This is a genomic window from Cryobacterium frigoriphilum (assembly GCF_004403305.1).
GTDB lineage: Bacteria > Actinomycetota > Actinomycetes > Actinomycetales > Microbacteriaceae > Cryobacterium > Cryobacterium frigoriphilum.
In genome coordinates, this window is the sequence record NZ_SOHE01000053.1 from 150,005 (window position 1) to 166,713 (window position 16,709).

General features: G+C 69.0%; 16 protein-coding genes. 7 read left to right on the forward strand and 9 right to left on the reverse strand.

What is annotated here, in order from left to right; translation table 11 throughout:
* The first annotated feature begins 5 nt into the window (after positions 1 to 5).
* Entirely contained in the window at positions 6 to 1,190 is a 1,185-nt protein-coding gene (locus E3T55_RS12515; RefSeq protein WP_134519895.1) for an acetyl-CoA C-acetyltransferase, read from the forward strand.
* An 83-nt stretch (positions 1,191 to 1,273) separates the two neighbouring features.
* Here the strand turns inward: E3T55_RS12515 and E3T55_RS12520 are convergent, their stop codons facing one another.
* The 4 genes from E3T55_RS12520 to E3T55_RS12535 form a co-directional block, all read right to left on the reverse strand.
* A complete protein-coding gene (locus E3T55_RS12520) occupies positions 1,274 to 1,639 on the reverse strand; it encodes an SHOCT domain-containing protein (RefSeq protein WP_134519896.1) in 366 nt (121 codons plus the stop codon).
* Positions 1,640 to 1,777: 138 nt separating this feature from the next.
* Positions 1,778 to 2,452: a response regulator transcription factor gene (locus tag E3T55_RS12525; RefSeq protein WP_134520046.1), complete on the reverse strand. Its 675-nt coding sequence runs from the start codon at positions 2,450 to 2,452 to the stop codon at positions 1,778 to 1,780.
* A gap of 65 nt (positions 2,453 to 2,517) precedes the next feature.
* Positions 2,518 to 3,837 (reverse strand): sensor histidine kinase, encoded by a 1,320-nt coding sequence (locus E3T55_RS12530; protein WP_134519897.1) that lies wholly within the window; start codon positions 3,835 to 3,837, stop codon positions 2,518 to 2,520.
* Between the two features lie 99 nt (positions 3,838 to 3,936).
* A complete protein-coding gene (locus tag E3T55_RS12535) occupies positions 3,937 to 5,325 on the reverse strand; it encodes a M50 family metallopeptidase (RefSeq protein ID WP_241993038.1) in 1,389 nt (462 codons plus the stop codon).
* Positions 5,326 to 5,433: 108 nt separating this feature from the next.
* Between E3T55_RS12535 and E3T55_RS12540 the strand changes: the two genes are divergently transcribed.
* Positions 5,434 to 6,759: a serine/threonine-protein kinase gene (locus E3T55_RS12540; protein ID WP_134519898.1), complete on the forward strand. Its 1,326-nt coding sequence runs from the start codon at positions 5,434 to 5,436 to the stop codon at positions 6,757 to 6,759.
* Positions 6,756 to 7,289 carry a hypothetical protein gene (locus tag E3T55_RS12545; protein WP_134519899.1) on the forward strand — a complete coding sequence of 178 codons (534 nt, stop codon included), beginning with the start codon at positions 6,756 to 6,758 and terminating at the stop codon, positions 7,287 to 7,289. Before E3T55_RS12540 ends, E3T55_RS12545 begins: the two co-directional genes overlap by 4 nt.
* A 452-nt stretch (positions 7,290 to 7,741) precedes the next feature.
* On the opposite strand, the gene dxr is transcribed toward E3T55_RS12545, so the two are convergent.
* Positions 7,742 to 8,821: a 1-deoxy-D-xylulose-5-phosphate reductoisomerase gene (gene dxr / locus E3T55_RS12550; RefSeq protein ID WP_134519900.1), complete on the reverse strand. Its 1,080-nt coding sequence runs from the start codon at positions 8,819 to 8,821 to the stop codon at positions 7,742 to 7,744.
* 104 nt (positions 8,822 to 8,925) lie between these two features.
* Between dxr and E3T55_RS12555 the strand changes: the two genes are divergently transcribed.
* Both E3T55_RS12555 and E3T55_RS12560 read left to right on the forward strand, forming a co-directional pair.
* Positions 8,926 to 9,705 carry a lysophospholipid acyltransferase family protein gene (locus E3T55_RS12555; RefSeq protein WP_420898002.1) on the forward strand — a complete coding sequence of 260 codons (780 nt, stop codon included), beginning with the start codon at positions 8,926 to 8,928 and terminating at the stop codon, positions 9,703 to 9,705.
* A gap of 113 nt (positions 9,706 to 9,818) precedes the next feature.
* Entirely contained in the window at positions 9,819 to 11,153 is a 1,335-nt protein-coding gene (locus tag E3T55_RS12560) for an aminotransferase class III-fold pyridoxal phosphate-dependent enzyme (RefSeq protein ID WP_134519901.1), read from the forward strand.
* 186 nt (positions 11,154 to 11,339) lie between these two features.
* Here E3T55_RS12560 and E3T55_RS12565 read toward each other — a convergent pair whose 3' ends face one another.
* The 3 genes from E3T55_RS12565 to E3T55_RS12575 all read right to left on the reverse strand — a co-directional run bounded on the left by E3T55_RS12565 (position 11,340) and on the right by E3T55_RS12575 (position 13,769).
* A complete protein-coding gene (locus tag E3T55_RS12565) occupies positions 11,340 to 12,479 on the reverse strand; it encodes an HAAS signaling domain-containing protein (protein ID WP_134519902.1) in 1,140 nt (379 codons plus the stop codon).
* Entirely contained in the window at positions 12,476 to 12,847 is a 372-nt protein-coding gene (locus tag E3T55_RS12570) for a PadR family transcriptional regulator (RefSeq protein ID WP_134519903.1), read from the reverse strand. The genes E3T55_RS12565 and E3T55_RS12570 overlap by 4 nt, the downstream gene beginning before the upstream one ends.
* Positions 12,848 to 13,004: 157 nt before the next feature.
* Complete coding sequence (locus tag E3T55_RS12575; RefSeq protein ID WP_134519904.1) at positions 13,005 to 13,769, reverse strand: hypothetical protein; 765 nt, start codon at positions 13,767 to 13,769, stop codon at positions 13,005 to 13,007.
* Between the two features lie 200 nt (positions 13,770 to 13,969).
* On the opposite strand from E3T55_RS12575, the gene E3T55_RS12580 reads away from it, so the two are divergent.
* A complete protein-coding gene (locus E3T55_RS12580; protein ID WP_134519905.1) occupies positions 13,970 to 14,701 on the forward strand; it encodes a hypothetical protein in 732 nt (243 codons plus the stop codon).
* 26 nt (positions 14,702 to 14,727) lie between these two features.
* Here E3T55_RS12580 and E3T55_RS12585 read toward each other — a convergent pair whose 3' ends face one another.
* Positions 14,728 to 15,213, reverse strand: coding sequence for an OsmC family protein (locus E3T55_RS12585; RefSeq protein ID WP_134519906.1), 486 nt, complete (start codon positions 15,211 to 15,213; stop codon positions 14,728 to 14,730).
* A gap of 104 nt (positions 15,214 to 15,317) precedes the next feature.
* Here E3T55_RS12585 and gabT point away from each other — a divergent pair, with 104 nt between their 5' ends.
* Complete coding sequence (gene gabT, locus E3T55_RS12590) at positions 15,318 to 16,697, forward strand: 4-aminobutyrate--2-oxoglutarate transaminase (RefSeq protein WP_134519907.1); 1,380 nt, start codon at positions 15,318 to 15,320, stop codon at positions 16,695 to 16,697.
* The last annotated feature ends 12 nt before the right edge of the window (positions 16,698 to 16,709 follow it).

The following is a 16,709-nucleotide window of genomic DNA, read 5'->3' on the forward strand; positions in this document are numbered from 1 at the left end:
CTCCATTGAGCGCCATTGAAGTTGTTATCCTCGCCGGATCCCGTACCCCGCAGGGCAAAGTGAACGGCCAGCTGTCGAGCCTGACCGCCGTTCAGCTCGGCGCCGCCGCAATATCCGGGGCCCTCGCCCGTGCCGGCGTCGCCCCAGACCAGGTCGATTTCGTGCTGATGGGCCAGGTGCTTCAGGCCGGCTGCGGGCAGAACCCGGCCCGCCAGAGCGCCATCGCCGCGGGCATCCCGTGGAATGTTCCGGCGATGACCGTCAACAAGGTCTGCCTCTCGGGGCTCGCCGCGATCATCGACGCCGCCCGGCTGGTGCGCCTCGGCGAGGCGACCGTTGTCGTCGCCGGCGGTCAGGAATCCATGTCCCGCGCGCCGCACCTGCTTCCCGGTTCCCGCCAGGGCTGGGCCTTCGGCAGCGTCACGATGCTCGACCACGCCGCGCATGACGGGCTGACGGATGCCTTCGACGGCCTCTCGATGGGCCTCTCGACCGAACGCACCAACGAAAAGCTGGATATTGACCGCCTCATGCAGGACGAGGTGTCGGCGGCATCCCACCAGCGCGCCGCCGCGGCAGCGGCCGCCGGACTGTTCGACAACGAGATCACACCGCTCAGCGTTCCGCAGCGCAAGGGCGAGCCGGTGCTGATCAGCGCCGACGAGGGCGTGCGGGCCGCGAGCACCACCGAGACGCTCGGCAAGCTGCGGCCGGCCTTCGCGGCCGAGGGCACCATCACCGCCGGCAACTCCTCGCCGCTGAGCGACGGTGCGAGCGCGGTCGTGGTGTGCAGCCGGGCCTATGCCGAGGCGAACGGGCTGGTCTGGCTCGCGGTGATCGAGGCATCCGGCCAGGTCGCCGGCCCCGACAACTCGCTGCACTCCCAGCCGGCCAACGCGATTCAGAGCGCGCTCGACAAGCAGGGCTGGAGCGCCGCCGACCTCGACGTGATCGAGATCAACGAGGCCTTCGCCGCGGTCACCGTGCAGTCCAGTAAGGATCTGGGAGTCTCGAGCGACGTCGTCAACATGCACGGCGGCGCGATCGCGATCGGCCACCCGGTCGGCTCGAGCGGCGGTCGGCTCGCGCTGCACGCCGCCCTCGAGCTGTCCCGGCGCGGCACCGGCAAGGCCGCCGTTGCCCTCTGCGGCGGCGGCGGCCAGGGCGAGGCGCTGTTGCTCTCCCGCTAACCCCGTTTGTGGGCTGAGTCGCGGACTTCGCACCGTCGTGTCGACGGGGAACGTGCGAAGTCCGCGACTCAGTCAGCGTCGGGCTACTCGGGGGTCGGCGGGGTCTCCCGGTTGGCACGCAGCACCTCAAGGCGGGCGCGGTATTCGACCTCGTCAATGTCGCCCTGTGCGAAACGTTCGGCGAGCGTTTTTTCGGCGCTGCGGGCATCCGTCGTCGCCTGCTGCCACCCCGGGTGCAGGCCGGGGCCACCGCGCATGCCGCCGCGCCAGCGGCGACCGAAGATCGCGAACAGAATACCCAGGACGATGAGCCAGAACAGCGGGATCAGCAGGAACAGCCAGCCCCACCCCCAGCCCATCGTCATTCCGTAGCCCATTCGGCCGTCCCAGTCGGGGCGCAGCGCCAGGGTAGAGGCCGTGGTCAGCGTCGTGAGTGCGGTACTCAGCATGAGGGGTCCAATCCGAGAGCGTCCGGCCCACGGTCGGGCCGGGACGGATGCGTCATCCGTCGCAATCAGAATCGTCCATAATCGCTCGAAGCGAAACTGCCCGCGGGAGGCACTTCGCCTACTCCCCCGGGCGCAGCGTCACCAGCTGGCCCGCACCAGACCGGCCTGATACGCCATGATCACGAGCTGAACCCGGTCGCGGGCGGCGAGCTTGCTCATGATGCGCGACACGTGCGTCTTCGCGGTGAGCGGGCTGAGAAACAGCCGGGCACCGATTTCGGTGTTGGTCAGGCCGAGCCCGACGAGGGCGAGCACCTCACGCTCGCGGTCGGTGAGCGCGGCGAGCGCGTGGAGTGCGGCGCTGTCCGCGGCATCCGTCGGGCCGCGCAGGCCCGACGCCATCCGTTCGAGCAGGCGCCGCGTGACCCCGGGCGAGAGCAGCCCGTCGCCGGCCGCGACCACGCGCACCGCACGAATCAGCTCGGTCGGCTCGGTGTCCTTGACGAGAAATCCGCTCGCACCGGCGTGAATGGCATGGGCGACGTACTCGTCGAGCTCGAAGGTCGTCACGATGACGATGTGCGTGGCCGCGAGCCGCGGGTCGGCCGTGATCTGCTCGGTCGCCCAGAGTCCGTCACCATCGGGCATGCGGATGTCCATGAGCACGACGTCAGGACGGTGCCGCGTCACCAGTTCGACGGCCTGTCGGCCGGTCGCGGCCTGCCCGACCACCTCGATGTCGGACTCGGACTCCAGCAGCGCCGCGAAGCCGGCGCGGATGAGCTGCTGGTCGTCGGCGATCACGACGCGAATCGCGCGAGGCGTGCTGGTGCTGGTACTGGTGCTGGTACTGGTGCTGTCCGGCCGGTCGGAGTCGGTCACGGCCTGACCTCCCGGCGCGGAATCATCGCCTCGACCCGCACGCCACCGCCCTGCTCGGCCGACACCCGCAGTACCTGCAGGCTGCCGCCGAGTAGTTCGGCGCGTTCGCGCATACCGAGCAGCCCGCCGCCGGGCAGCAGCGGGCCGGCGCCGGGCGCGAGGGAACCATCATCCGTCACGCTCAGCCGGTAGCCTCCGGAAACCGTGCCGGTAGTGGCATCGACGCTGAGCCGCACCCGCACCGACGCCGCCCTGGCATGACGCAGCACATTGGTGAGTGCCTCCTGCACGATTCGGTAGAGCGCGAGCTGGGTCGCAACCGGCGGTTTCTCCTCTGCGGCGTTCAGTTCACTCGTGAACTCGACCGCAAGTCCCTGCCGCCGGAACGACTCGATGAGCGCGGGCAGCCCGGCCAGATCGGGCTGCGGGGCGAGCGGGGCACCGACCTCGTCGGGCGTCGACCGCAGAATCCCGAGCACCGTGCGCACCTCCTCGAGGGCGTTCTTGCTCGTACTCTTGATGCTCGCGAGCGCCTCGGCGGCCCGCTCCGGCTGGCTCTCGATGAGGTGCAGCCCGACGCCCGCCTGCACGTTGATCTGCGAGAGGGAGTGCGCGAGCACGTCGTGCAGTTCCCGGGCGATGCGCACCCGCTCGCGCTGTTCCGCGGACAGCCGGCGGGCATCCGCGGTGCGCCGCAGGTCTCGAAAGCGGTCGCGGCGGTGACGGATGCCCTCCCCGGCCGCCATCACGAGCGCCAGCGCGAGAGTGGTCCCCGCGATCCGCAGGGGGTGCAGATCGCGCTCGAGCACCGCTGCGAGGGCAATCGTGGTGATCCAGGCGGTGCCGACGGAGGTATAGACCCAGACGCGGGCGCCACGCACGATGCCGAGAGCGATCGCGAACGCGAGGGCGACCGCGGGCACGCCGAGGTCGGGCCGCAGCAGGATCAGGGCGCCGGCCGCCGCCGCGGTGATGGCCGCGACCGGGCCGGCGAACCGTCTGGCGCCGATGAGCGCGAGTGGGCCGATGACCGCGAGCGTGACGGCGAGCAGCCAGCCGGCGAGCTGCAGGCCGGGGAGACCATCGAAGACAGCACCGCCGGAAGGCTGGTCGTCACCGCGAAACATGGGCATGTCGGCGAACCGGTCAGGGCGATTTCGGGTCGGCCAGGTCAGCAGCGCGACGAGCGGCACCTGCACCACGAACGAGGTGACCACCGGAAACCACAGCCGGCCCGCACGCGGGAGCAGGCCGGGCGGGCCGCCGGAGGGCGCGGGCTCATACCAGGCCGCGTCCGAATCCGAGTGTGGTGGCATGGCTCGATGCTATTCCCCGCAAGCGGCCGCCGGCATCCGCCCCGGGGAGTAGTTGGCCGCGCTGAGCTGCTGGGGGCGCAGCCAGCCGGAACAACCCGGCTAGCCGAAGACGCTGATGGGCTTCACGATGTCGGCGTAGATCAACAGCAGGCTCATGCCGCCGAGCAGAATGACGACAGCGAAGGTCAGCGGCATGAGCTTGGCCATGTCGACCGGGCCAGGGTCGCGCTTCTTGAACAGCTTGGCGAAGAAGCGACGTATGCCCTCGAACAGCGCGCCCGCGACGTGGCCGCCGTCGAGCGGCAGCAGTGGCACGAGGTTGAAGACGAACAGCGCGATGTTGACCGAGCCGAGGATACCGAGCATGCTCGCGACCTTGTCGGCGACCGGGATCGTGTCGATGCTGGTGATCTCCCCGGCGATCCGGCCGACGCCGACGACGCTGATCGGGCCGTTCGGGTCGCGTTCGCCAGAGCCGAACGCCGCCGTGGCCACGTCGATCAGCCGTTGCGGCAGGTTGAGGATGATGTTCGCCGTGGTGCCGATGGTTTGCCCGACCGCGGGCAGTACGGCCGACGCGGGCTGCGGCACCATGGCGGAGGCCGGGCCGATGCCCACGAAACCGACGTCTTCGGTGATGGCGTCGCCTGCGGCATCCGTTTCGGGCTTGCCGGCTTCGTTCAGCACGTAGCGTTCGGTCAGCTTGGGGGTGACGGTGAGGGTCTGTTCGCTGCCGTCGCGTTCAACGACCACGGTGAGGGTATCGCCGGCCGAGGTGCGAATGATCTCGGTCGACTGCTCCCAGGTCTCGATCGCCTGGCCGTTGATGCTGACCAGGCGGTCGCCCGGCGTGAGGCCGCCGGCGGCGCCTGGCGCGGCCTCGTCGGCGGTCTCGCAGGTCTGCCGGTCGCTCGTGGCGGGCAGCACGCACTCGCTGACGCTGCCGAGGGTCGTGGTGGCCTGCGCGGTGCCGAAGCCCATCAGCAGTACCGAAAACAACACGACGGCGATCAGCAGGTTCATGAACGGGCCGCCGAGCATGATGATGATGCGCTTGAACACCGGCAGTCGGTAGAACGCGCGGTGGTCTTCGCCCTCGCCGATGCTTTCGGCGCTCGCCTGACGGGCATCGTCGACCATCGTCGCGGCGGCGCTCGGCTTCTTGACGGGGGCACCGGCGGGTTCCCCCTCCTGCACGAGGGTGTCGAAGAATCCGGTGCTCGCGCTGCGAACGCCCTCACCGTTACGCGGCGGGAACATGCCGATCATGGCGATATAGCCGCCGAGTGGAATGGCCTTCACGCCGTACTCGGTCTCGCCCTTCTTCTTCGAGAAGAGCGTCGGCCCGAAGCCGATCATGTACTGCGTGACCTTGACCCCGAACAGCTTCGCGGGCACGAGATGCCCGATTTCGTGCAGGCCGATCGACAGGGCGAGGCCCACGACGATGACGAGCACGCCCAGGATGAATAGCAGCACGGATTCCACTTGGGTAGAGTATCCGTCCCAAGCTGCAAACCGGCTGGCCATCGGGCAAGACCGGCCCCCGACCTCTCTATTGGGGGTGGTCTGTGGTTTCATAGGAGCGTGAACGACATGAATTCGACCCGCGCCATCGGTGCCGTCTTAGCCGACCGATTTCGACTCGACCGGCTGATCGGAACCGGCGGCATGGCATCCGTCTATGAAGCAGCGGATTCCGCCCTCGGCCGCACCGTCGCGGTGAAGCTCTTTCGCAACGACAGCCTCGACGGAGCCGGTCCCGAGCGCCAGAGCGGTGAGATCGCCCTGCTCGCGAGCCTGAACCACTTCGCGCTCGTGACCCTGTACGACGCCGGCACGACCGAGATCAACGGTGCCCCGCGCACCTTCATCGTCATGGAATACGTCGATGGTTCCGACCTCCGCACCCGAATTCAGGCCGGCCCGCCGCTCGAACAGACCGACGTCGCACGCATGGGAGCCGACCTGGCCGAAGCACTGCACTACGTGCATGAGCGGGGCATCATTCACCGCGACATCAAGCCCGCGAACGTGCTGCTGGGCGCCAGCGGGTTTCCGGGCCGCAGCATGCACGCCAAACTCGCCGACTTCGGCATCGCCCGACTGCTCGACGAGACCCGCCTCACCGCGACCGGCACGCTGCTCGGCACGGCGAGCTACCTGAGCCCGGAGCAAGCGCTCGGCGGTGCGCTGGGATCTCCCACCGACCTGTACTCGCTCGGCCTCGTACTGCTCGAGTGCCTCACCGGCGAACGGGCCTACCCCGGCACCGCCGTGGAGTCGGCGATGGCGCGCCTGCAACGCCAACCTTCCGTGCCCGATTCCCTCGGTGCCGGCTGGGTGGACCTGCTGACCGCGATGACGAGCCGCGACCCCGCCGACCGCCCGACGGCCGCCGAAGCCGCTCTCACCCTGCGGGCGCTCGAAACTCCTGGTCCCGCTGATGCCCCAGCCACCGTCGACCAGTCGGCCGCCGCGACCGAGCTTCTCGCGACCACCGGCATGGAGTCGACCGCGGCGATGCCCGCTCCGACGCAGCTGCTGCCGGCCGCGGGCGATGCTCCCGCCCAGACCCTGCTGCTGCCGGTGACGCCGTTCACACCGGCACCGCCGACGGCAGCGACGGTTGTCGCGCCGGTTCTCGCGCCGGTAGCGGCATCGATCGCGCCGACGCCAACCCCGACCGCCGCCGCGAGTGGCGGCGTGCTGCGCTCCCCCGGCAGCCAGCCGCGCGCCATGCCCAAACGCGCCGTGATCGTCGGTTCGGTCGTGATCGCGGTCGTGATGCTCGGGGCGCTCATCGCCCTCTTCATCGCGACCCAGACTATCCAGCCGGTAGCGCCGCCGCCCAACTACCCGGCGGTCGAAGGCCAGCTCGGAACCAGCCTGCAGCAGCTTCAGGAAAGCGTGAACCCGTGAGCCTCCAGACCCGCCCCCGTTCGCGCCTGACCCTGTTCGCCGCGACGGCACTGATCGTCGTCGGTGCCCTGAGCGGATGCTCAAACGCCCCGGCCGCCCTCGAATCGGCAACGGCCGACCGGCTGCAGTCGAGCGTGCTCGACGTGACGAGCGCCGCCGCGACGGGCGACTACGAGACCGCGTTGTCGCTGCTCACCGCGGTCGAGGCCGACCTGCGCACGGCGGCCTCGGCCGGCCAGGTCACCGCGGAACGTTCCGCCGAGATTCAGGCCGCGATCACCGCGGTGAACGCCGACCTGCTCGCGGCCGTCGAGGCGAGTGTGCCGGTGCCGGCCTCGACGCCCTCGCCGTCGCCCACCCCGACGCCCACACCATCGGAGTCCCCGAGCCCAACGCCGAGCCCCACGCCGACGTCTGACGACGACGATGACGACGACGACGACGACAAGGGCAAGAACGACGAGAAAGAGTGCAAGCCGAACGACGACAAGGACGGCGACGGCATCTGCGACGACAAGGACGACGACTAGCTCACTCCGCGGACGAGCCCAGGCCGCAGAGCCAGCTGGCACGCGCCGGTGGGGAGCCGGTTCGTGCCCCGTGTGTGCGTCCGAAGCGTTGCCCGAAGCGTGGGCCTGAAGCGTGGCTTGGCCGTGCGGACCTTACCGTGCGGGCGAAAGCTGCGTGTGCGCCGCAAAACTGCAGGCCATGGCGGTCATGCGCCCGAAAACTGCTCGTGCACCCGGCAGGCCAGGCGCACGAGCAGTTTTCGGGAGCACGGGCTCCCGGGAGTGCAGCTAATGGGCGCACGAGCACCCCACGGGCGCACAACACAGTGCACGCATCCACCGCACCAGCAGCTTTCAAGCGCACGAGCACCCCACGGGCGCACAACACAATGCACGTAATGGCCACACCAGCAGGTGTGAGGCGCACGAACTGCTGCCACGCCGACCGGCACAACGCTGCCGCCGGTCGGGCGCTACGAGGCGAGCAGTTTGTCGGCCGCGGCCCGCGCCCACGTCTCGGCGCCGACGAGCGACTCTCGGGTCAACGGGCCGTCTTGCTCGTGCGACTCGACGACGCGCAGCACCGTGTCGACGATGTCGAGAAACCCGATCCGCTTCGCGTGAAAAGCGGCGACGGCCTGCTCGTTCGCGGCGTTGAAGACGGCCGGATAGGTTGCGCCGGCGCGGCCCACCTTTTTGGCCAGTTCCACGGCGGGAAATGCCTGGTCGTCGAGCGGTTCGAAGGTCCAGGTGTGCGGGCTGGTCCAGTCGATCGGCGTGCCGACCGCGGCAACCCGGTTCGGCCAATCGAGGCCGAGCGAAATCGGCAGGCGCATGTCGGGCGGGCTTGCCTGCGCGATCGTCGACCCGTCGACGAACTCGACCATCGAGTGCACGACCGACTGCGGGTGCACGACGGCATCGATGCGGTCATATTCCACGTCGAACAGCAGGTGCGCCTCGATGATCTCGAGGCCCTTGTTCACGAGGGTCGCGGAGTTGGTCGTGACGACGAGCCCCATGTCCCAGGTCGGGTGCGCGAGCGCCTGGGCCGGCGTGACGAAACGCAACGATTCACGAGTGCGCCCGCGAAACGGGCCACCGGATGCCGTCAGCACGAGCCGCCGCACTTCGGCTGCGGTCCCCGACAGCAGGGCCTGGGCGATCGCGGAGTGCTCCGAATCCACCGGCACGATCTGTCCGGGCTTCGCGAGGGTCTTCACCAGGTCACCGCCCACGATCAGGGATTCCTTGTTCGCCAGGGCGAGGGTGCGGCCGGCCTTCAGCGCGGCGAGGGTCGGGCCGAGGCCGACCGAGCCGGTGATGCCGTTCAGCACGACGTCGGCGTCGACGTCACGCACAAGCTGTTCGGCCTCGTCGGCGCCGAGCGCGGTGTCATCGACGTGAAAGAACGCGGCCTGTTCCGCGAGCAGGTCCCGGTTGCGGCCGGCCGAGAGGCCGACAACCTCGAACCGCTGCGGATTCGCCCTGATGACGTCGAGGGCCTGGGTACCGATCGAGCCCGTGGATCCGAGGATGATTACTCTGCGCATTCCTCCATGCTAGGCGCATGCCGCCGGCTGCATCCCGGCAGCAACCCGGCTCCGGCGGCGGGTTGTGGCGGGGCGGAGCACACGCAGGGGGGTAGTGTCATCGGGTGACCGGTGCCAGTGAAGAACCTCAGGATCAAGAGGTCTCCGTCGACCTTCCGCGTGTGAAACGTCCCGGTTTCGTCTACTTTCTCGGCTACGGAATCATGGCGCCCGTGGCCCGGGTGGTCTTTCGCCCGCACATTGTGGGTCGCGAGAACATTCCGAGTTCGGGCCGCGTGATCCTCGCGAGCAACCACCTCTCCTTCATCGACAGCATCGTCATTCCACTCGTCGCCACCCGCCGGGTGCAGTTCCTGGCGAAGTCGACGTACTTCACGGGCACCGGCATGAAGGGCTGGGTTTCCCGCACGTTCTTCACCGCGATCGGCGCGATCGGTGTCGAGCGCGGCGCCGGCCAGGCCGCCCAGGCGGCGCTCGACGAGGGCCGCTCGGTACTCGAAGCCGAGGGTGCCTTCGCCATCTACCCGGAGGGCACCCGCTCGCTCGACGGCCGCCTCTACCGTGGCCGCACCGGCGTCGCCTGGCTCGCGCTCACCACCGGCGCCGTGGTGGTGCCCGTTGGTCTGGTGGGAACCCAGGAGATTCAGCCGGTCGGCTCGAAGGTGCCGCGCATCCGCAAGGTCACCGTCAGCTTTGGCACCCCGATCGATGTCAGCGCCCACGGCCCGGCCACCTCCGGCAAGGCGCGTCGTCAGGCAACGGATGAAATCATGGCCGCCATCCACGAGCTGTCCGGCCAGGAACTCGCCGGCAGCTACAACGAAACCCCGGCGAACCCGCTCGTGCGGCTCGCCGATCGGGTCTTTCCGCGCGAACGCGTCTAACGAGGTTTCGGGACCGCGCTCGGGACCGCTTGCGGGACCCGGTTCGGCCCCGGCGGGCCCGAAACCGGGCGCCCGCGGTCTCGACGCCCAGCGCACAGTCCTATGGTGGACAGATGACTGCTACGTATTCGGTTCCCCAGCAACGCAAACTCGTCACGGAATTGCCCGGCCCGCAGTCCGTCGCTCTGCAGGCCAGGCGTGTCGCATCCGTCGCCCGTGGCGCCGGAACGCTCGCCAACATCTACATGGACCACGCCGCGGGCGCGATCCTCGTTGACGTAGACGGCAACCAGATCATCGATCTGGGTTCGGGCATCGGTGTGAACACGATCGGCCACGCCCACCCCGAGGTCGCGGCCGCCGCATCCGCTCAGGCCGGCAAGCTGATGCACACCCTCTTCACCGTGACGCCGTACGCAACCTATGTGAAGGTCGCCGAGAAGCTCAACGCGATCACCCCCGGCGACTTCGAGAAGCACACCATCCTCGTGAACACGGGCGCCGAAGCGGTCGAGAACGCGGTGAAGATCGCCCGCAAGTTCACCGGCCGCCGCGCCATCGTCGCCCTCGACCACGCCTTCCACGGCCGCACCAACCTGACCATGACGATGACCTACCGGCCCTGGCCGGAACGCGCCGGCATGGGTCCGTTCCCCGGCGAGATCTACAGCGTGCCGACGAGCTACCCGTACCGCGACGGCCTGACCGGCCTCGAAGCGGCCGAGAAGACCATCGACTACATCACGACCCACATCGGCGCGACCGAGATCGCTGCCTTCTTCGTCGAGCCGATCCAGGGCGACGGCGGCATCGTCATTCCCGCTCCCGGCTACTTCAAGCGCATCAGCGAGTTCTGCACCGAGAACGGCATCGTCTTCGTCGCCGACGAGATTCAGGCCGGTATCGCACGCACCGGAGCCTGGTACTCGATCGAGCACCACGGCGTCGTTCCCGACCTCGTCACCACGGCCAAGGGCATCGCCGGCGGGTTCCCGCTCGCCGCGGTCACCGGCCGCGCCGACATCATGGACGCCGTTCAGCCCGGCGGCATCGGCGGCACCTTCGGCGGCAACCCGGTCTCGACCGCGGCCGCCCTCGCGGTGCTCGAGATCATCGAACGCGACAACCTGATCGGCGAGGCGCAGCGCGTCGAGGCGGCCATGTGGGCGCGCATCGGCGACTGGGCGCAGAAGTTCTCGGTCGTCGGCGACGTGCGCGGCAAGGGTGCCATGTTCGGCGTCGAGCTCGTGCACCCCGGCACCACCACGCAGTACCCCGAGGCGCTCACCGCCGTGATCACGCACGCCGTCGCGAACGGTGTCATCGTGCTCGACTCCGGCAGCTGGGACTCCGTACTGCGCATCATGCCGCCCGTCGTGATCTCGAACGAGCTCATCGACGACGCCATGACCGTGATCGAAGAGGCGCTCGCGCTGCTGTCGAAGTAATCGCGTCGCCGAACCGTGAGTTAAGCATCGATTTCCGGCGAAAACGGATGCTTAACTCACGGTTCGGCGCACCGGTGCCCGGCTACGGGCGTCCCATTGCCCGCACCCACTCCGTGATATCAACGGACCGGGTCGCGGGCAGTTCGATGTCTGCCGGAGAGATGTCCACGCCGGCAGCCGCGCCGGTCACTGTGAGACCTCGGCCGGCGTGGGCGTCGGCACCGGCACATCGGTAGCGGATGCCGTCGGCTCTGCCGTCGGGGTCGGCGACGCTGTCGGATCCCCCGCCAGGGGCGCCGCCACGAGCGGCTGCACCTGGGCGAACGGGAACGGCGTCGCCTCCGACTGCTCTAACTGCGCGAGCCCGTCGTACGGGTAGGCGATGTCCTCCGCAGAGACCTGACCCAGCGGGTAGACGTTCCAGCCGCTGCCGCCCGGTACCAGCCGGCTCGGCACGAGCACGATTTCGGTGCCGGCCTCGTCGTACTGCGACAGGGAGGGCGTGTTCGCCGGGTCGTCGACCACGCCGAGCGGCTGGCCGTTCTGGTCGAAGAGCTGCACGTTGTCCACCGGCTGTCCGTCGGCGTCGTAGGCGAAGATATTGGTGACCTGCTCGCCGTTCTGCACGAGCCCGGGCATGACAAAGTCGCTGTCCGGAACGTAGTAGTTCGCCGCCGAGTAGTTCTGCGCGGTGATCTGGTGCGCCGCGATGAACAGCAGCCACGGCAGGGCGAGGATCGCGCAGACGCTCACGAGGGTGCGAAAGCCGAGCAGCCAGTGCCAGGGCAGCCAGCGCCCCCGGCCCCACTGCACGCTGAGCGTCACGAAGGCCAGCAGGGCGATACCCCGAATCGGATCACTGGGAAGAACCTCGAAGGACTGCCCGAAGAAGATATTCGCCACGACGTACACGGCCCAGCCGCGCAACACCCACCAGAGCGGACGCAGCACGAGCAGAAAGTCGAGCAGCTGCGCGCCCGCCGGGCTCAGGCGGATGCTGCGCGCGGCATCCGCTCGCCAGCTGCGGGCACGGGCGCCCAGGCGCCGCACCAGCGATTCCCGCTTCGCCCCTGAGCCTGGCTCGGTGCGCGGCGGCAGATCGGCTGCGGCGCGCAGCTCGGCCGCGTAGGCAGCCGGGTCACCCAACTCGGGCGAGGCCGCACCCGCCCCGGTGGCATCGGCCGCCTGCTCGGTGAGGTCGGCTTCGAGACCATCAGTGAGGTCGTCGACGTCGTCGGCGGGCAAGTCTCCGAGTTGCGCCCGCACGGCGGCGGCAAAATCGGTGATCGAGAGCGAGGTCTGGGTGGCTGCGGTGGCGTCGGTCATGACTGGTCCCCGTTCGTGCTGGAAGAATTCTCGGTCTGGGCAGGGCGGGCGGGTTCGGCGAGCAGCAGGGTCAGCGTGCTCGCGAACCGGGTCCAGTTCGTGCGCTGCTCGGCGAGCATGGCGCGACCCTCGGCATTCATCGCGTAGTACTTGCGGTTCGGCCCGCCGTCGCTCGGCACGACGTAGGTCGAGAGCGCGCCGGCCGTGTAGAGCCGGCGCAGCGTGCCGTAGACGGATGCGTCCCCGACCTCGTCGAGGCCGGCCGCGCGCAGGCGGCGCACGACGTCGTAGCCGTAGCCGTCGTCTTTCTGAATCACGGCCAGCACGGCGACATCGAGCACCCCCTTGAGCAGTTGGGTGGTATCCATGGGTCTCCTTCGCTTCGGGTTCCAGGCCGGACCCCTGCAACGCACCCCACGGTACTACATTTCCAACGGTACTGTGTAAACCGCACTAGCAAAGCACGACAGCGAGAGCGGACAGCCGCAAGCCGCGAGCCGCATGGAGAGCAGAAAGGGTGCCGGGCTACAGCGGCGGGCTCGTCACGATGCTCGTCGTGCAGCCCAGCTCTCCGGGCTCGATCCAGGTCCGGTCATACCAGGCGAAGTACACCCCGCCGGCGGCGTCCCGCACTCCCACCGTGCACTCACGCTCGCCGGGAACACCGACGGCCGCGATCAGCTCGCCCCCCGAGGCGCCGGTATCGACCGAAATGAAGTCCTCGGGAAATGCGGCCCGAACGTCATGTTCGAGCGACCCTTCCGTGGCCGCGACCAGCACGGCCGCGAGAATCTCCTCCGCGTCTTCCGGCAACGCCGGCAGCGGGCTGGCGACGGGGGCCGGCCCAATCGCGTCGGCCGGACAGTCGATCTTCTCGGGGACCACCTCCGGGCGGGGACCTCGAAACACCAGATAGCGAAAGCATGCCGTGGCCGTGCCGGGCCCGAACGCCGACGAGCCCCAGTAGTCGCCGTCATCGCCGGCGGCGACGTCGACCCGGATACGCGCGTCGATCTGCGCGCCGTCCTCGTCGGTCGTGCTGCCGCTCCAGGCGATGGCGTCGACCGTCACGACCTCGGGCGTCCATTCCGTTCGATCGGCCGGAGCCGCGCGCGACACGTGGGTGGCCGCTAGCCACTCGGCGTCGCGCTCGCGCCAGACGCGCGGGGTCAGCTCTTCGCCGAGTTCCTCGGCGACCCGTTGAACGCGATCGGCTGCCTCACGTTCTCCCGATGTGCCGGTCGCGCAGCCGGTAAGCCCGGCGGCGAGCACGCCCACCGCCACCAGCATCGTCAGAAATCGTGACCTGGTTCGCCCCGTTGTGCCCATCCCACGTGTCCCCATCCCACGACCCTAGCTCGCCTGCGCAAACCTGACTGTTTGCTGACAGGCTGGCTCCCCGGCCCGGTGCGGTCAGGGCCACCTCGCCTCACTAGTCTTATAAGACCAGAGAGCGTCGTCCCCTGACCTCTCGGGCGACAGGGGGCCCCATGATTCTCAGGACTGACCGACGCGACACTCCCGGCAGCACGGGCCGGTCCCGAGCGGGCCTCGGCACCCGGTCGGCGATATTCGTGCTCTTCGGACTGCTGCTGTCCGGGTGCGCCGCTGCAGCCCCCTCGGCGCAGGAGCCCGGCAGCTCGCCGTCAGCCACTCCCGCGGGCTCGACGTCGACCGCGCAGGCGCCCACACAGGAGCCGACCGTGTCAACCATCGAGTTGAGCGGCACGGCACTGACCAGCGAGACCGCAACCGGTGAGCCGATCTCGACCGTCGCATTCAGGGACGGCACCGACGCCTCCGTCGCATTCCTCACGGATGCCTTGGCCGCTGAGCCCGAGCAGAGCGTTCCCGGCGAGCTGGAGGCCTGCGCCGAGGTCACCGCTCGCTATTCCTGGGGCGACACCGCACTCGTGCTCGATGTCTGGGAGCCGGCCGGATTTGTCATGACCCTGGGCGAATCCAGCGTGAACGGCGTCAGGCTGCAGAGCAGCGGCGACTTCGCCGCGGGCGAAGACGCCCAGGCCTTCTTCGACGCACTTCCCGCTGAGCTGGCCCTCGACGAGTACAACGATGGCACGGGGCCCTTCGTCTACGACCTCGTCGCCGGCTCTTCCCCCTGGGGCGAAGACAACGCCTACGGTGGCGTCGCGCTGCTGCAGCAGGGCGGCATCGTGAGCCGAATCGTGTCACCCGACACGACGCGCGCCTTCTACTGCTGACTACTGCTGAGTTGGCGTCACGAGCGTCAGTCGGCGACGGTCTCGGGTTCGTGCAGCACCGGAAAGTTGACGGATGCCGCGATGAAGCACTCACGGGCGGCCTCGGCGTGCAGGGTCTGCGCGAAAGCGATCTGTTCCGGGTCACTGATCGTGACTCGAGGCCGCAGTGTCACGCTCGTGAAGTGTCCGCCTCCGCCCGAAACCTGTTCCATGGTGCCGGTCGCGGCATCCGTATAGCCGGTCACGGTGACCCCGTTGCGCACCGCGACATGCAGGTACGACAGCAGGTGGCATTGGCTGAGCGCGGCCAGCAGCAGTTCTTCCGGGTTCCACCGGTCGGCGTTGCCATGGAACGTCTGGTCGCTCGATCCCAGAATTGACGGCTGATCGACGGATGCCCGCCCACCCGCCGTGATCGTGTGCTCGCGACCGTAGGCCCGGTAGTGGCTCGTGCCGGTGCCGCGATTGCCGGTCCAGTCGACCGTGACCGCGTAGTTGTGAACCCCGTTCATGCGTCTCCTCGCGTTCGAGCGGCACCTGAGAATCGCCTGCCCTGCAGACGATTCTCCCAGTGTCTACAGGCCCGGGCGGCATCGGGCCGTAAACTAGGGCCATCATGACTGACACCCTTGCGCCTACCGCCGTGCCCGCCGCTTCTGCTCCCGCTTACACGGTGGCTCAGGAACGCAAGATCGTGACCGCGATTCCCGGTCCGCTCTCGACCGAACTGCACCGGCGCCGACTCGCGGTCGTCTCGGGCGGTGTCGCCTCGATGCTGCCGGTCTACATCAAGAAGGCCAACGGCGCGATCATCGTCGACGTCGACGGCAATCAGTTCATCGACCTCGGCGCCGGCATCGGTGTGACCACCGTCGGCCACACCGAAACGAGCGTCGTCGCTGCGGCCGTTGACCAGGCGCAGGACTTCGTGCACACCCTGTTCACCGTCACGCCCTACGAGGAATACGTGCGCGTCTGCGAGCTGCTCGCCGAGCACACTCCCGGCGACTTCCCGAAGAAGAGCGTGCTCGTCAATTCCGGCGCCGAGGGCGTGGAGAACGGCGTGAAGATCGCCCGCAAGTACACCGGTCGCCGCGCCGTCGCCGTGCTCGACCACGCCTACCACGGCCGCACCGTGCTGACGATGGCCATGAATTACAAGGCCGCCCCCTACGCCACCGGCTACGGTCCGCTCGCGAGCGACGTCTACCACGCGCCGAGCTCCTACCCCTATCACGATGGCCTCAGCGGTGCGGATGCCGCGGCCCGCACCATCGGCTACCTCGAGAAGGTCATCGGCGCGGCCGACCTCGCCTGCCTCGTCGTCGAGCCGATCCAGGGCGAGGGCGGCTTCATGGTGCCGGCCGAGGGCTACCTGCCCGCCCTGCAGCAGTGGTGCACCGCCAACGGCGTCGTGATGATCGCCGACGAGATTCAGAGCGGCATGGCCCGTACCGGTAAATACTTCGCGAGCGAGCACTTCGGCTGGGTTCCCGACCTGGTGCTGAGCGCCAAGGGCATCGCCGGCGGCTTCCCGCTCGCCGGCGTCACGGGCCGCGCCGAGATCATGGATGCCAGCCAGCCCGGCGGTCTCGGCGGCACCTTCGGCGGCAACCCCGTCTCGTGCGCCGCAGCCATCGCCGTGTTCGACGCGATCGAGGCGAACAACCTGCTCGGCGAGGCCCAGCGCATCGAGGCGAGCCTCACCGCCGGCCTCACCGTGCTCAAGGAGAAGTACGACATCATCGGCGAGATCCGCGGCCGCGGTGCCATGATCGCGATCGAGCTCGTGCAGCCCGGAACCGGCGACACCACCAAGCTACCCAACGCGGCCGCCGTGAGCGCCATCTCCGCCTACGCCAGCCAGCACGGCGTGTTGCTGCTGACCGCGGGCACCTACGGCAGCGTGCTGCGCTTCCTGCCGAGCCTCGCCCTCAGCGACGCCCTCATCGCTGACGCGCTCTCGGTCATCGACGACGCCATCGCCTCCCTCTAGGCCCGGCGACCG

Bases quoted from the DNA above. Each gene is read 5' to 3' on its own strand.
- E3T55_RS12520 (WP_134519896.1), bottom strand. From the start codon at position 1,639: ATGCTGAGTACCGCACTCACGACGCTGACCACGGCCTCTACCCTGGCG.
- E3T55_RS12530 (WP_134519897.1), bottom strand. From the start codon at position 3,837: ATGCCACCACACTCGGATTCGGACGCGGCCTGGTATGAGCCCGCGCCC.
- E3T55_RS12540 (WP_134519898.1), top strand. From the start codon at position 5,434: ATGAATTCGACCCGCGCCATCGGTGCCGTCTTAGCCGACCGATTTCGA.
- dxr (WP_134519900.1), bottom strand. From the start codon at position 8,821: ATGCGCAGAGTAATCATCCTCGGATCCACGGGCTCGATCGGTACCCAG.
- E3T55_RS12560 (WP_134519901.1), top strand. From the start codon at position 9,819: ATGACTGCTACGTATTCGGTTCCCCAGCAACGCAAACTCGTCACGGAA.
- E3T55_RS12565 (WP_134519902.1), bottom strand. From the start codon at position 12,479: ATGACCGACGCCACCGCAGCCACCCAGACCTCGCTCTCGATCACCGAT.
- E3T55_RS12570 (WP_134519903.1), bottom strand. From the start codon at position 12,847: ATGGATACCACCCAACTGCTCAAGGGGGTGCTCGATGTCGCCGTGCTG.
- E3T55_RS12575 (WP_134519904.1), bottom strand. From the start codon at position 13,769: ATGCTGGTGGCGGTGGGCGTGCTCGCCGCCGGGCTTACCGGCTGCGCG.
- E3T55_RS12580 (WP_134519905.1), top strand. From the start codon at position 13,970: ATGATTCTCAGGACTGACCGACGCGACACTCCCGGCAGCACGGGCCGG.
- E3T55_RS12585 (WP_134519906.1), bottom strand. From the start codon at position 15,213: ATGAACGGGGTTCACAACTACGCGGTCACGGTCGACTGGACCGGCAAT.
- gabT (WP_134519907.1), top strand. From the start codon at position 15,318: ATGACTGACACCCTTGCGCCTACCGCCGTGCCCGCCGCTTCTGCTCCC.